This is a genomic window from Micromonospora mirobrigensis (assembly GCF_900091555.1).
In the GTDB taxonomy this organism is placed as follows: Bacteria; Actinomycetota; Actinomycetes; order Mycobacteriales; family Micromonosporaceae; genus Micromonospora; species Micromonospora mirobrigensis.
In genome coordinates, this window is record NZ_FMCX01000011.1 from 74,647 (window position 1) to 88,202 (window position 13,556).

Annotated in this window: 9 protein-coding genes; 5 read left to right on the top strand and 4 right to left on the bottom strand. The window is 74.3% G+C overall.

What is annotated here, in order from left to right:
* Positions 1-21: 21 nt before the first annotated feature.
* Positions 22-993, bottom strand: a complete 972-nt coding sequence (locus tag GA0070564_RS26575) for a hypothetical protein (protein WP_091615045.1) — start codon at positions 991-993, stop codon at positions 22-24.
* A 178-nt stretch (positions 994-1,171) separates the two neighbouring features.
* On the opposite strand from GA0070564_RS26575, the gene dusB reads away from it, so the two are divergent.
* On the top strand, positions 1,172-2,344 hold the full coding sequence (gene dusB / locus GA0070564_RS26580) for a tRNA dihydrouridine synthase DusB (protein ID WP_091615049.1): 1,173 nt from the start codon (positions 1,172-1,174) through the stop codon (positions 2,342-2,344).
* Positions 2,345-2,403: 59 nt separating this feature from the next.
* On the opposite strand, the gene GA0070564_RS26585 is transcribed toward dusB, so the two are convergent.
* Together GA0070564_RS26585 and GA0070564_RS26590 are read right to left on the bottom strand one after the other, a co-directional pair.
* On the bottom strand, positions 2,404-3,057 hold the full coding sequence (locus tag GA0070564_RS26585; RefSeq protein ID WP_091615054.1) for a C39 family peptidase: 654 nt from the start codon (positions 3,055-3,057) through the stop codon (positions 2,404-2,406).
* 568 nt (positions 3,058-3,625) lie between these two features.
* On the bottom strand, positions 3,626-5,392 hold the full coding sequence (locus tag GA0070564_RS26590) for a beta-N-acetylhexosaminidase (protein ID WP_091615059.1): 1,767 nt from the start codon (positions 5,390-5,392) through the stop codon (positions 3,626-3,628).
* Positions 5,393-5,705: 313 nt separating this feature from the next.
* Here GA0070564_RS26590 and ppdK point away from each other — a divergent pair, with 313 nt between their 5' ends.
* From ppdK to GA0070564_RS26610, 4 genes are all read left to right on the top strand, one after another.
* On the top strand, positions 5,706-8,441 hold the full coding sequence (gene ppdK, locus GA0070564_RS26595; RefSeq protein WP_091615062.1) for a pyruvate, phosphate dikinase: 2,736 nt from the start codon (positions 5,706-5,708) through the stop codon (positions 8,439-8,441).
* 106 nt (positions 8,442-8,547) lie between these two features.
* Entirely contained in the window at positions 8,548-8,901 is a 354-nt protein-coding gene (locus GA0070564_RS26600; protein ID WP_091615065.1) for a VOC family protein, read from the top strand.
* Positions 8,902-8,907: 6 nt separating this feature from the next.
* On the top strand, positions 8,908-10,188 hold the full coding sequence (locus GA0070564_RS26605) for a deoxyguanosinetriphosphate triphosphohydrolase (RefSeq protein WP_091615069.1): 1,281 nt from the start codon (positions 8,908-8,910) through the stop codon (positions 10,186-10,188).
* Positions 10,189-10,203: 15 nt separating this feature from the next.
* Complete coding sequence (locus GA0070564_RS26610; protein WP_091615073.1) at positions 10,204-11,040, top strand: siderophore-interacting protein; 837 nt, start codon at positions 10,204-10,206, stop codon at positions 11,038-11,040.
* A gap of 273 nt (positions 11,041-11,313) precedes the next feature.
* Here GA0070564_RS26610 and GA0070564_RS26615 read toward each other — a convergent pair whose 3' ends face one another.
* A complete protein-coding gene (locus GA0070564_RS26615) occupies positions 11,314-13,548 on the bottom strand; it encodes an acyltransferase family protein (protein WP_176730853.1) in 2,235 nt (744 codons plus the stop codon).
* Between the last annotated feature and the right edge of the window lie 8 nt (positions 13,549-13,556).

Below are 13,556 nucleotides of genomic sequence, written 5' to 3' on the forward strand. Positions count from 1 at the left end.
CTCGGGCCCGGCTCGACGGGCTCAGGTGCCGGCCATGCCTACGCGAGGCTCGGCGCGTACGCCGACGGCGGTGCCCAGGCCGCGCCGTGACGCGTACGCGTCCTCCACGGTGCGCCGTACGCGCGCCGGCTCCCGGCGGACCTGGGCCGGCGTGAAGTGCAGAATCAGCACGCCGAGCCGGCTCAGTTCGTTGTGCCGGTCCAGCGTCCGCGCCCAGTCACCCGGGCTGAAGTGGAACTCCTGGGAGTCCACCTCCAGGGCCACGGCCGCGTCGGTCAGGTAGCCGTCCGGCGTGGGCAGCGCCCGCCCCTCCCGGTTGGTCAGGCGCGGGTTCCACAGGATCTCCGGCAGCAGCTTGCTGTCTGCGAGGCAGTCGCGCAGCTCCGCCTCCGGTGCCGAACGGGTGCCGACGACGACCTCGGAGAAGGCCTTTCTGATCAGGGCGGTCCGACTGCGCCGCGCCCGCCGGATCTCCTCGTCCAGCGCCGGGAGGTCGGTGAAGCCGCGTTGCACGGCCTCGGCGACGATGGCGCGCACCGGACGCAGGTGGCGCAGGTCCCGGGCGGCGTCGACCACCGCGCGGGCCGGGGAGCAGACCGGGTAGAGGGCCGTCCGGCGCGCCCTGCCGTCCAGCGTCAGCGCCCGGGAGATCAACGCGTGGCCGGAGGACTTCCGGCGCGTGCCGTGCGGCACGATCAGGTGTACGTCGTCGGTCCTGGGGCTGTACCGGAAGCCGTACCAGGCGAGCGCGGCCAGCCCGGTGAGCTGGGCGTCCAGGCCCGCGTACAAGCTCGCGGAGATCCGCCGCTGCTCGTCGGTGAGCGCCCCGGTGAACAGCGCGTAGGTGGCCGGCAGCACGCGTTGCCAATGGCCGCGACGGGCCTGCCGGTAGAGGAACATGTCGTCGAAGCCGGCGGCGAGCAGCTGGCTCCGCGTGACGATCTGCTGCTGCAGGTGTGCTGCCTCCGCCAGTTGCGGTGTTAGGTCGACCATGCTCGGCAGGCTGGCCGCCGACAGGCCGGTTCCGCCGTCCGCACGCCTCTGCCTGTGTACGGCCGAGGCCGCTGTGGAAACCGCCCGGCAGCAGCCGAGCTGTGATATGCGCCGTGTTAACAGGGGGCCCCTGCTATGCAGAAGGCGTTAAGAAGGGGCCCCTCCTTACACTTGGGCGGTGACCGCTGCGACCGTGCCCGCCCTGCGCCCGCTGACCCTCGGCCCCCACCAGGTGTGGCCGCCGGTGGTGCTCGCGCCGATGGCCGGGATCACCAACATCGGCTTCCGGCGGCTCTGCCGGGAGCAGGGCGGCGGCATCTACGTCTGCGAGATGATCACGACACGGGCGCTGGTCGAGCGGAACCCGAAGACGCTGCGGATGATCGCCTTCGGCGCCGACGAGCGGCCGCGCAGCCTCCAGCTCTACGGCACCGACCCGGAGGTCACCGCCGCCGCGGTGCGGATCGTGGTGGAGCGGGACCTCGCCGACCACATCGACCTGAACTTCGGCTGCCCCGTGCCGAAGGTGACCCGACGCGGCGGCGGGGCGGCGCTGCCCTGGCGGCGCCGGCTCTTCGCCCGGCTGGTGCGGGCCGCCGTGGCCGCCGCGTCACCCGCCGGGGTGCCGGTCACGGTCAAGATGCGCAAGGGCATCGACGACGACCACCTGACGTACGTCGAGGCGGGCCTCGCCGCCCAGGACGCCGGCGTCGCCGCGGTGGCCCTGCACGGGCGTACGGCCTCGCAGCGCTACTCGGGCACCGCCGACTGGGACGCCATCGCCACCCTCAAGCAGGCCCTCGACGTGCCGGTGCTCGGCAACGGCGACATCTGGGAGGCCGCGGACGCGCTGCGGATGGTCGCCCACACCGGTGTCGACGGGGTGGTGGTCGGTCGCGGCTGCCTCGGCCGGCCGTGGCTCTTCGCCGACCTGGAGGCCGCCTTCAACGGGCGCCCCGAACGGCGGCTGCCGAACCTCGGCGAGGTGGCGGTGACCATGCGCCGGCACGCCGAGCTGCTGGTCGACCAGTTCGTGGCGGGCGCCCGCAACCCGGCCCGGGGCGAGCGGGACGGCTGCACCGACTTCCGCAAGCACGTCGCCTGGTATCTCAAGGGCTTCCCGGTCGGTGGTGAGCTGCGCCGCTCACTGGCGATGATCGAGAGCCTGGCCCAGCTCGACGACCTGCTGGGCAAGCTCGACCCGGCGGTGCCGTTCCCGGTGGAGACCCTCGGCCAGCCCCGCGGCCGGACCAACTCCCCGGGCAAGGTCGCTCTGCCCGACGGCTGGCTGGCCAGCCGGGACGACGACACCGTCCCCGAGGGCGCCGAGATGGACGACTCCGGCGGCTGAGCCCTGACCTGCCGAAGGGCCCGACCCCGTGGGGGTCGGGCCCTTCGCGTGTCCGTACGTCAGGAGCTGTAGCCGCGGCTGGCGATCCAGTGCGCCAGGGCGTCCACGTCGATCCGGTAGGAGGCCTGCTCCGGGTTGGCCGAGTCGGCGATCGTCACGACCTTGCCGCCGTCGCGGTAGCCGACCACGCTGATGTAGTGGCCACCCTCGAAGGAGTGCGCGACACCGTCGGTGTCGGTGGCCGTACCCGCGATGTTGGCCACCACGGCCCGGCCGTCGTCCACGGCCCGCACCACGTCGGCGCGCAGCTGCTCGACCCGCTTGCCGTCGACCTTGTCGGCCGGCAGCTCGGTGCTGCGGTACGCGTTGCGACCGGTCTCCTTGTTCAGCACCGGGGTGATGTCGTTGATGCTGTTGGTGCCGTCCTCGGTGGTGCCCATCTCCTTGGCCATGGCGTCGACGTTGATGTCCTTGCCCTGGACGGAGAGGGCGTTACGGGTGGCGGCGGGGCCGCAGTAGTAGAAGTTCGGCTGGGCCTCGTAGCGGACGTTCAGCTCGCGCTCGCCGTGGCCCTTGCGGTCGGTCTGCACCTGGGCGGCCGGCGCGCTGGCCGGGGCGGCCTGGGCGGCGATCGCGGGGCCGGCGATTCCACCGGCGGTGGCGACGACGCCGGCAGCGGTCAGGACGGTCTTGCGCAGAATGTCGGTACGCATGATGGCGTGCTCCTCTGCATCGGGGGTGCGCGGCGCGCGCAGGGGGTGCGGTGCGGCCGCGCGAAGGGGGAGAGTCGCGAAGGGGGAGAGTCTGGGCGGGGCCCGGCGCTCACGGGGGTGGCTGCTCGGGTGACCCGGGGATGTAACGACCGGTGGCCGGGGATGATTCCCGCCGGCTCTGCCGGGGACCGGTGCTCCGTGGTCCGGGGGTGTAACGGTGCGGCGCCGGCCGGCATTCCACCGGGCCTTGCCGGGGTCCGCTGGACGCGGAGCGTCCGTGGTATGCCAGGTACAACGCCCCGGCCCCACCCGCGATTCCGTTCCGCGAGTGCCGTCGGCCACGGGACGCGGTGCGCAGCGTGGCGCATCCGGCACGGATCCGGCAGCTGGAAACGGACGCGGGTGGTCCTTGAGATCCGCAGATCTTCCCTGAAGATGCTGCCTCGGTCCGCCTGCGAGGCAGCATCTTCGCTGAAGTTGCCGGCCCGCCTGCCGTGAGGCTGGGGCGGGATGGCGCTGGGTGCGGCAGGCCGGCCCAGAGACCCGGCCGGCTGTGGCGCGGGCCGGGTCAGTGGGCGTCGGGGACGGCGTCGCGGGACGGCTGGGTTGGGACCGGACGAACCGGGCCCACCGCGGGGGGCGTCGAGGGTGTCGGCCAGGGGACGTCGGGGGAGCGGTGGAAGGTGATGCCGGCGGCCGTCCAGCGGGCGCCGTGCCCGGCCAGCCGGTCCCGGAAGCCGGCCCAGTCGTGCGTCGCCCGGGGAGACCAGCCGAGTTCGGCGAGCGCGGGCAGCCGGGGCAGCAGCAGGAACTCGATGTCGGCGAGGGTGCTGACCGATTCGGTCCAGAGCGGCGCCTCGACGCCGAGCACCGCCTCGGCGGGCACGTCGGTGAGGTGCGTGCCCGGGTCCCAGTCGTACGCCCGGCGCACGTCGATCAGGCCGGCCCAGTCGTGCCCGATCGGGGTGTCCGGGGCGTACTTCATGTCCAGGTAGGCGTGGTTGCCGGGGGAGAGGATCAGCCGGTCGCCCCGGCGGACCGCCGCGGCGATGTCCGGGTCGTCGCCGTTGGTGCCCCACCACTGGAGCACCCGCCCGTCGACGTGGGCGGCGGGGGCGAGCTGGTGCCAGCCGACCACCGTCTTGCCGGTGGCGGCGACGATCCGCTGGGCCCGCTCGACGAAGCCGGTGTACGTCGCGCCCTTGACCTTGAACGCCTCGTCGCCGCCGATGTGCAGCCACGGCCCGGGGGTGAGCGCGGCCACCTCACCGACCACGTCGGCGACGAAGTCGTACGTCCGCTCGTCGGCGGGGTCGACGTAGCTGAAGCCGACCTCGGTGCCGGTGTACGGCGGCGGCGGGACCTTGCCCGGCGCCAGCTCGGGGTACGCGACCAGCGCCGCGTTGGTGTGGCCGGGCAGGTCGATCTCCGGCACCACGGTGACGTGCCGGCGGGCGGCGTAGGCGACGATGCGCCGGTAGTCGTCCTTGGTGTACCAGCCGCCGGTGCCGCCGCCGACTCCGGTGGCGCCGCCGACGGTGGCCAGCCGGGGCCAGGTGTCCACCGCGATCCGCCAGCCCTGGTCGTCGGTGAGGTGCAGGTGCAGGTGGTTGAGCTTGTACCTGGCCAGGTGGTCGACCACCCGCAGCACGTCGTCGACGGCGAAGAAGTGCCGGGCCACGTCGAGCATCGCCCCCCGGTACGCGAAGCGCGGCCGGTCGACGATCGTGCCGCCGGGCACCGTCCAGCGCTCGGTCACCGGCGTCCGGCTCTCGACGGCGGCGGGCAGCAGCTGGCGCAGCGTCTGCACCCCGTGCAACAGCCCGGCGGGGGTGAGTGCGGTGATCCGCACGGCGGTGGGGGTGACGTCGAGCCGGTAGCCCTCGACACCCAGCTCCGCGGTCGCGGGGAGCCCGTCGGCGACGAAGTCGGCAGCGACCGGATCCGCTGCGGCGAGGGTGAGCGTGAGCGGTGACGCGGAGTCGGTGGGCGCGGCGTCGGCGAGTGCGGCGTCGGCGATCGGCAGCGGGTGTCCGGTGGCGGGGCGCAGCAGTTCGGCGAGGAGCGCGGCGACGTCCCGGGCCGCGGGGTCCGCGCTGACCCGCAGCACGGTGTCGGCGGTCAGGGTGAAGTCGGCGGCCGGGTGCGGGACCACCCGCTCCGGCGCCGGCACCACGTCGCCCAGCGCGACCGGCGCGGGCGGCGCGAGCTGGGCACCGGCCGCCCGGGCGGCGGTCCGGGCCAGCTCGGCGGCGGCCGGTCGCCGGGTGGACGGGACGGACCGGTCGAGCGGCTCGGGACCGGTCTCGGGGCTGGTGGCGGGGGTGGTCGGCACGGGTGCGACTCCGGGGGGTGTATTCGCGTGGGATATGGCAAAGGTCAGGTTCGACGAACCCAGCGCCGTCAAGGGTACGAGGGGAGACGCGATTGCGTGATCGTGCGCGTGGAAGCGTTCCCAAAAACCGGTACGGACGCGGATAGTGGTGATGGTTGTGCCGATTGTCACCGAACGGTCCCGAGCCACCCGATGTTCGCTTAACCTTCGCCCACCGATCGGCCACGAGGACTGGATTAGCGGTGGTCGGCCCCGGGGTATGAGCAACTGAACCTTCGTTAAGTGTCAATGCGGACGCGCGTGGGAGGCTCTGGTGGCAGCGCAGGACAAGGCCGACGACAAGTACGTGTACGACTTCTCCGAGGGCAACAAGGACCTCAAGGACCTGCTGGGTGGCAAGGGCGCCAACCTGGCCGAGATGACCAATCTCGGCCTGCCTGTCCCACCCGGTTTCACCATCACCACCGAGGCCTGCAAGGCGTACCTCGCCACCGGACGGGAGCCCGACGGGCTGGCCGGGCAGATCGAGGCCCACCTGGAGTCGTTGGAGCGGGGGATGGGCCGCAGGCTCGGTGACCCGCAGGACCCGCTGCTGGTCTCCGTCCGCTCCGGCGCCAAGTTCTCCATGCCCGGCATGATGGAGACCGTCCTCAACGTCGGCCTCAACGACCGCAGCGTCGTAGGACTCGCACGACAGGCCGGCGCCGGAGCCGACCCGGCCGCCTCCGGCGGCGCAGACCGGTTCGCCTGGGACTCCTACCGCCGGCTGATCCAGATGTTCGGCAAGACGGTCTGCGAGGTGCCCGGCGAGGAGTTCGAGCACGCCCTCGACGACGCCAAGCGCGCCAAGGGCACGCAGAACGACCTGGACCTGGACGCCGACGACCTGCGCGGGCTGGTCGACGCGTACAAGAAGATCTTCGTGAAGCACACCGGGCGGGAGTTCCCGCAGGAGCCGCGCGAGCAGCTCGACCTGGCCATCCGCGCGGTCTTCGAGTCGTGGAACGCCGAGCGCGCGATCCTCTACCGCCGCCAGGAGCGGATCCCGGCCGACCTCGGCACCGCGGTCAACGTGGTCGCCATGGTCTTCGGCAACCTCGGCCCCGACTCCGGCACCGGCGTCGCGTTCACCCGCGACCCGGGCAGCGGCGCGCAGGGCATCTACGGCGACTACCTGGCCAACGCCCAGGGCGAGGACGTCGTCGCCGGCATCCGCAACACCGTGCCGTTGCAGGAGCTGGAGCAGCTGGACAAGAAGTCCTACGACGAGCTGCTGGGGATCATGGCCCGGCTGGAGGAGCACTACAAGGACCTCTGCGACATCGAGTTCACCATCGAGCGCGGCAAGCTGTGGATGCTCCAGACCCGGGTCGGCAAGCGTACGGCCGCCGCCGCGTTCGTCATCGCCGGGCAGCTCGTCGACGAGGGCCTGATCGACCTGGACGAGGCGCTGCACCGGGTCAACGGCGCGCAGCTGGCCCAGCTGATGTTCCCCCGCTTCCAGCTCGACCACGACTTCCAGCCGGTCGCCAAGGGCATCGGAGCCTCCCCGGGCGCCGCCTCCGGCAAGGTCGTCTTCACCTCCGCCCGCGCCGTCGAACTGGCCGCCGAGGGCGAGTCGGTGATCCTGGTCCGCCGGGAGACCAACCCCGACGACCTCAACGGCATGATCGCCGCCAAGGGCATCCTGACCTCGCGCGGCGGCAAGACCAGCCACGCCGCCGTGGTGGCCCGCGGCATGGGCAAGACCTGCGTCTCCGGCGCCGACGAGCTCGAGGTCGACGTGCCCGGCAAGAAGTTCACCGTCGGTGGGCAGACCGTCGGGGAGGGCGACGTGGTCTCGATCGACGGCACCACCGGCAGGGTCTACCTCGGCGAGGTGCCGGTCATGCCGTCGGAGGTGGTGCAGTACTTCGAGGGCAGCCTGGAACCGGAGCACGTCGACAACGCGCTGGTCCGGGCCGTACACCGGATCATGACGCACGCCGACGGCAAGCGGCGGCTGGCCGTGCGGACGAACGCCGACACCGGCGCGGACGCGGCCCGGGCCCGGCGCTTCGGGGCCGAGGGCATCGGCCTGTGCCGCACCGAGCACATGTTCCTCGGCGACCGCCGGGAGCTGGTCGAGCGGCTGATCCTGGCCCGCGCCGCGGACGAGCGGGAGGCGGCGCTGGAGGCGCTGCTGCCGTTGCAGCGGGAGGACTTCATCGAGATCTTCCGCGAGATGGACGGCCTGCCGGTCACCGTGCGGCTGATCGACCCGCCGCTGCACGAGTTCCTGCCCCCGCTGGAGCAGCTCGCGGTCAACGTCGCCGTCGCCCAGGAGCGCGGCGAGGACGTGGCCAAGGAGGAGGCGCTGCTCGCCGCCGTCCGGCGGATGCACGAGGAGAACCCGATGCTGGGTCTGCGCGGCGTACGCCTGGGTCTGGTCATCCCGGGCCTGTTCGCCATGCAGGTGCGGGCGATCGCGGAGGCCGCGGTGGCGGTCGCCGAGGCCGGCGGGACCGCCTGCCCGGAGATCATGGTCCCGCTGGTCGGTGCGGTCCAGGAACTCGAGACGGTACGCGCGGAGGCCGAGAAGATCATCGCCGAGGTGGTCGGGACCAGCGGCGTCGAGGTGCTGATCGGCACCATGATCGAGGTGCCCCGGGCGGCGCTGACCGCCGGGCAGATCGCCGAGGCCGCGCAGTTCTTCTCCTTCGGCACCAACGACCTGACCCAGATGGGCTGGGGCTTCTCCCGCGACGACGTCGAGGGCGCCTTCTTCTGGCGCTACCTGGAGCTGGGCATCTTCGGCATCTCGCCGTTCGAGTCGATCGACCGCGACGGCGTGGGCCGACTGATCCGGATCGCCGCCGAGGAGGGCCGGGCCGCCCGCCCCGGCCTGAAGCTCGGGGTCTGCGGCGAGCACGGCGGCGACCCCGACTCGGTGCACTTCTTCCACGAGGTCGGCCTGGACTACGTCTCCTGTTCCCCGTTCCGCGTCCCGGTGGCCCGCCTGGAGGCCGGCCGCGCCGTGGTGGAGACCGGCGGCTCCGACTCCCGCTGACCGGTCACCCGCCGCCCGTGCCCGCCGTCCACGTGGACGGCGGGCACGGGCGGGGCGGCGTAACGTGGGGGCGGCTTGCCTGCCGTCCCGAGCGAAGGGTGACCGCATGACCAGCGTCTGGGAGAGCCTGACCGTCGACGCCAGCGACCCGGCCCGGCTGGCCCGCTGGTGGGCGGAGGCGCTCGGCTACCAGATCGTCGCCGAACGCTCCGACGAGGTGGAGATCCGGCCCGCGCCGGACCGGCTGCCCGGCATGGTGTTCGTGCCGGTCCGCGACCCCAAGACGGCCAAGAACCGGCTCCACCTCGACCTGCGCCCGGCCGACCAGGAGGCGGAGGTCGAGCGGCTGGTCGACATGGGCGCCCGGCACGTGGACGTCGGGCAGGGCGGGGCCGACTGGGTGGTCCTCGCCGACCCCGAGGGCAACGAGTTCTGCGTCCTCTCTCCGCGCAAGGGGTGAGCCGGCTTGGTCGCTGACGCGCCGGACGACCGGTGGGTCGGTGAGGCGCCCAAGGACGGCGGCACCGGGCGCTCCCCGTACGAGCGGGACCGGGCCCGGGTGCTGCACTCGGCGGCGTTCCGCCGGCTCGCCGCCAAGACCCAGGTGCACACGGCGGGCACCGACGACTTCCTGCGGACCCGGCTGACCCACTCGCTGGAGGTGGCGCAGATCGCCCGGGAGATGGGCGCCCGGCTGGGCTGCGACCCGGACGTGGTGGACACCGCCGGGCTGGCCCACGACCTGGGGCACCCGCCGTTCGGGCACAACGGCGAGGACGCCCTGGCCGAGCTGGCCGCCGGCTGCGGCGGCTTCGAGGGCAACGCGCAGACCCTGCGGGTGCTCACCCGGCTGGAGGCCAAGGTGATCGGCCCGGACGGCGCCCCGGCCGGGCTGAACCTGACCCGGGCCTCGCTCGACGCGGTCGCCAAGTACCCGTGGTCCCGGCGGCCCGGCGAGCGCAAGTTCGGCACGTACGCCGACGACCTCCCGGTCTTCGACTGGGTCCGCGCCGGCGCCCCGTCCGGGACCGGCCCCGACGGCCGGCCGCGCCGCTGCCTGGAGGCGCAGGTGATGGACTGGGCCGACGACGTGGCGTACTCGGTGCACGACGTGGAGGACGGCATCCACGGCGGGTACGTCACCCTCGCCCCGCTGCTCGTCGACGCCGACGAGCGGCGGGCGCTCTGCGCCGACGTGGCCGGCGCGTACTCCGGCGAATCGCCGGACGACCTGGCCGCCGTGCTGCTGGACCTGTTCGCCGAGCCGATCCTCGCCCCGCTGGCCGGCTACGACGGCAGCCACCGCGCCCAGGCCGCCCTGAAGGCCACCACCAGCGTGCTGACCGGCCGCTTCGTCTCGACCGTGGTGGCCGCCACCCGGGAGCGGTTCGGTCCCGGCCCGCACCGCCGGTACGCCGCGGACCTGGTGGTGCCCCGCCGGATCCGCGCCCAGTGCGCCCTGCTCAAGGGCATCGCCCTGCGCTACGTGATGCGCCGTCCCGGCTCGCGGGACCGGTACGACAGCCAGCGGCAGGTGCTCACCGAGCTGGTCACCGCGCTGGTGGAGCGGGGCGCCGGCGCGCTGGACCCGGTCTTCGCCCCGCTGTGGCGGGCCGCCCCGGACGACGCCACCCGGCTGCGGGTGGTGATCGACCAGGTGGCGTCGCTGACCGACCCGGCGGCCGTGGCGTGGCACCGGCGGCTGGTGCCCGGCGGGCCCGGGGGCGGCAGCGGCAGCGCGACTTAGGCTAGCCTAAGCAGCATGACGGAGCGCCCGACGAAGAAGGTCGTCACGGCCGCGGTCCTGCGGACCAGCCGGCCCACCCCCCACCTGATCCGCCTGGTCCTCGCCGGCGGGGAGCTGATCGGCCTGCCGGTCGGCGCGTACACCGACCACTACGTCAAGCTGGTCTTCCCGCCGGCCGGCGTGGTCTACCCGAGGCCGCTGGACCTGGCCGAGGTGCGGGCGACGATGCCCCGCGAACAGTGGCCGCGGCTGCGCGCGTACACGGTGCGGGCGTTCGACGCGGCGACCGGCGAGCTGACCATCGACGTGGTGCACCACGGCGACGAGGGGCTGGCCGGGCCGTGGGCCGCCGCGCTGCGCCCCGGCGACGAGGTGAGCTTCGTCGGCCCCGGCGGCGCGTACGCCCCCGACCCGGCCGCGGACTGGCACCTGCTGGTCGGCGACGAGAGCGCCCTGCCGGCGATCGCGGCCAGCCTGGAGCGGCTGCCCGCCGGCGCCCCGGCGGTGGTCCTCGTCGAGGTCGACGGCCCGGCCGACGAGCAGCCGCTGACCAGTGCCGGCGCCGTCGAGCTGACCTGGCTGCACCGCGGTGACCGGCCGGTGGGGGAGGCGCTGGTCGCCGCCGTCCGGGCGCTGGAGTTCCCGCCCGGCGCGGTGCACGCCTTCGTCCACGGCGAGGCGACCTTCGTCAAGGAGCTGCGGCACCTGCTGCGGATCGAGCGCGGCGTGCCCCGGGAGGCGCTCTCCATCTCCGGCTACTGGCGGCGGGGGATGACCGACGAGGGCTGGCGGGCCAGCAAGGCCGACTGGAACGCGCGGGTCGAGGCCGAGGAGGCCGCCGCGGTCGCCTGACCGCTCGCCCCGGCTCTCGCCCGCCGACCGGGTCGGAGCCGGTCGGCCGGCACAGGCTTCCGCCGTCCTTTCGAGCTGATGTCGTAGACGACTCACCGTCCGGTCCGTTGCGACCGCTGCTCCGCCGGGGCCGCCCGCCGGACCAGCGCGGCATACCTCGGGAGGGCGTGCCGGCGGGCGCTTCGCCGCTGGTTGAACCGTTCAGGACATCAGCTCGAAAGGACGGCGAGAACGACTCGCTCCGCCGCGCCGCAGGCAGCACGGCCGCCGTGATCAACCGCCGGTCGGCTCGCCGCCGGGCACGGTCTCGTCGGGGACGGTGTCCTCGGGGACGGTGGTAGCGGGCGCGGTGGTAGCGGGCGCGGTGGTAGCGGGCGCGGTGGTAGCGGGCGCGGTGCTCGTCGCCGAGGGATCCGGGGTGGGTTCGGTGCCGGCCGTGGGCGAGGGGCCGGAACCGGGCGTCACGCCCTGGACGGCGAGCCGGTGCAGCTCCGGCAGCAGCCACGGGGCGATCCACTCGCGTACCCCGCGCGGGGTGAAGTGCAGCCCGTCGCTGCGTACCCGGATCCCGCCGGCCTCCCAGCTGAACTCGCCGTCCGGGCAGACCCGCCGGTTGAGGTCGAGCAGGCTCGCCTTCTTGCGCTCGGCGGCGTCGGCGAGCAGCCGGTTCCAGGCGTCCACCCGCTGCGCGTCGTCCTCCGGCCAGAGACCGCCGTCGGGGCGTTCCGCGCGCCGGGTGTACGGCGCCGTGAGCAGCACCACGTGGGCGCCCCGGCCGCCCGCGATGTCGATGGCCCGGTCCAGCTCACCGGCGAGGTACGCGTCGTACGCCGGGTCGCCCACGTGCTGCCACCGCCCGTCGAGCCGGCGGTCGACCAGCTCCCAGCGGTCGAGCAGGATCACCGCGACGTCCGGGTCGTCGGCGTCGACGGACCTCCACCACCGGTTGTCCCAGGTCTCGCAGCCGGGGTAGTTGGTGTGGTCGCCGCCGACGTAGCGCAGCTCCGGCAGGCGGGCGATCCCGCAGCCCTGCACCGCCCGCACGCTCACCGCGAGCCGGTCCTGTTCCGGCAGGTAGCTGCCGAGCGACCAGGAGACCGAGTCGCCGAGGAAGGTGACCCGGGGCAGCCGGCCGGGTTCCCGGCCGGGCCGGCGTACCGGTGGGGTGGGGGCGGGTGAGCCGGCGACCGGGCTGGTGGTGGCGCTGGGTGTCGGGGTGGTGTCCCAGGCGATGGCCGTGGCCGGGGTGGGGGCCACCGGCGGCGTGACGGTGCCGAACACGGCGAGCGTCGCCACCGCGGCGACGGCCGCGCCGGCCAGCGCCGGCGTCACCCGGGGCAGCCGCCGGGCCCGTCGGATCGGGCGCTCCACCAGCAGGTACGACGCGACGGCGACGGCCAGGGTGAGCGCGCACCGGGCGGCGAGCAGGGCCGGCCCGGTCAGCCCGGTCCGCTCCGCGTCGCACCACTGGAACAGCGGCCAGTGCCACAGGTACAGCCCGTACGAGATCCGGCCGGTCCAGACCAGCGGGGGCAGTGCCAGCAGCCGGGCGGTGGGTCCGGCCGGGCTGACCGCGGCGTGCGCGATGACCGCCGCCACCGCCAGCGCGGCGAGGGTCAGCCCGCCCCGGTAGAGCCAGCGGTCACCGCCGTTCGCGGTGGCCCAGAGCCAGCCGGTGCCGACCGCTCCGGCCAGCGCCAGCGCGCCGAGGACCCGGCGTACCCGAGGCGACGGTGCGGCCCCGGCAGCCGGTGCCGCCTCGGCGGCCGGCGGGTCGCTCGCCGCGGGCGGTGACGGCGCCCGGCGGGCCAACGCCACCGCCAGCGCGGCGCCGACCAGCAGCGCCACCGCCCGGGTGTCGGTGCCGTAGTAGACCCGGTCCACGGCGTCCGGCGCGAAGAGCAGCGCGGCGGCCGTCGCCGACGCCAGCGCGCCGCCCAGGGTGAGCGCCAGCACCGCGCCGAGCCGCCGACCCCCGGACGGCGCCCCACCGGCCCGGCGGGCGGTCAGTGCGAGCAGCAGCCCCAGCAGCAGCGGCCAGAGCAGGTAGAACTGCTCCTCGATGCCGAGCGACCAGGTGTGCTGCAACGGCGACGGGCTGCCGGTGGCGGCGAAGTAGTCGCCGTCCCGGTTCGCCATCCGCCAGTTCGCCAGGTAGCCGAGGGCGGCCAGCGCGTCCCAGCGCAGCGCGGTCAGCTCGGTGTCGGGCAGCAGCCACCGGGAGACCAGCAGCACGACGGCGAGCACCAGCAGCAGCGCGGGCAGCAGCCGCCGGAACCGGCGACCCCAGAACGCGACCAGGTCGATCCGGCCGGTGTCCCGCTGCTCGGCCAGCAGCAGCGAGGTGATCAGGAACCCGGAGAGCACGAAGAACGCGTCGACGCCGAGGAAACCGCCGGGCAGCGCGGCCACCCCGCCGTGGAAGGCCAGGACGGCGACCACGGCGAGGGCGCGGACGCCGTCGAGCGCCGGCTGGTACGCGAACCGGGGCGGGGCGGTCGTGGACATGCGGCATA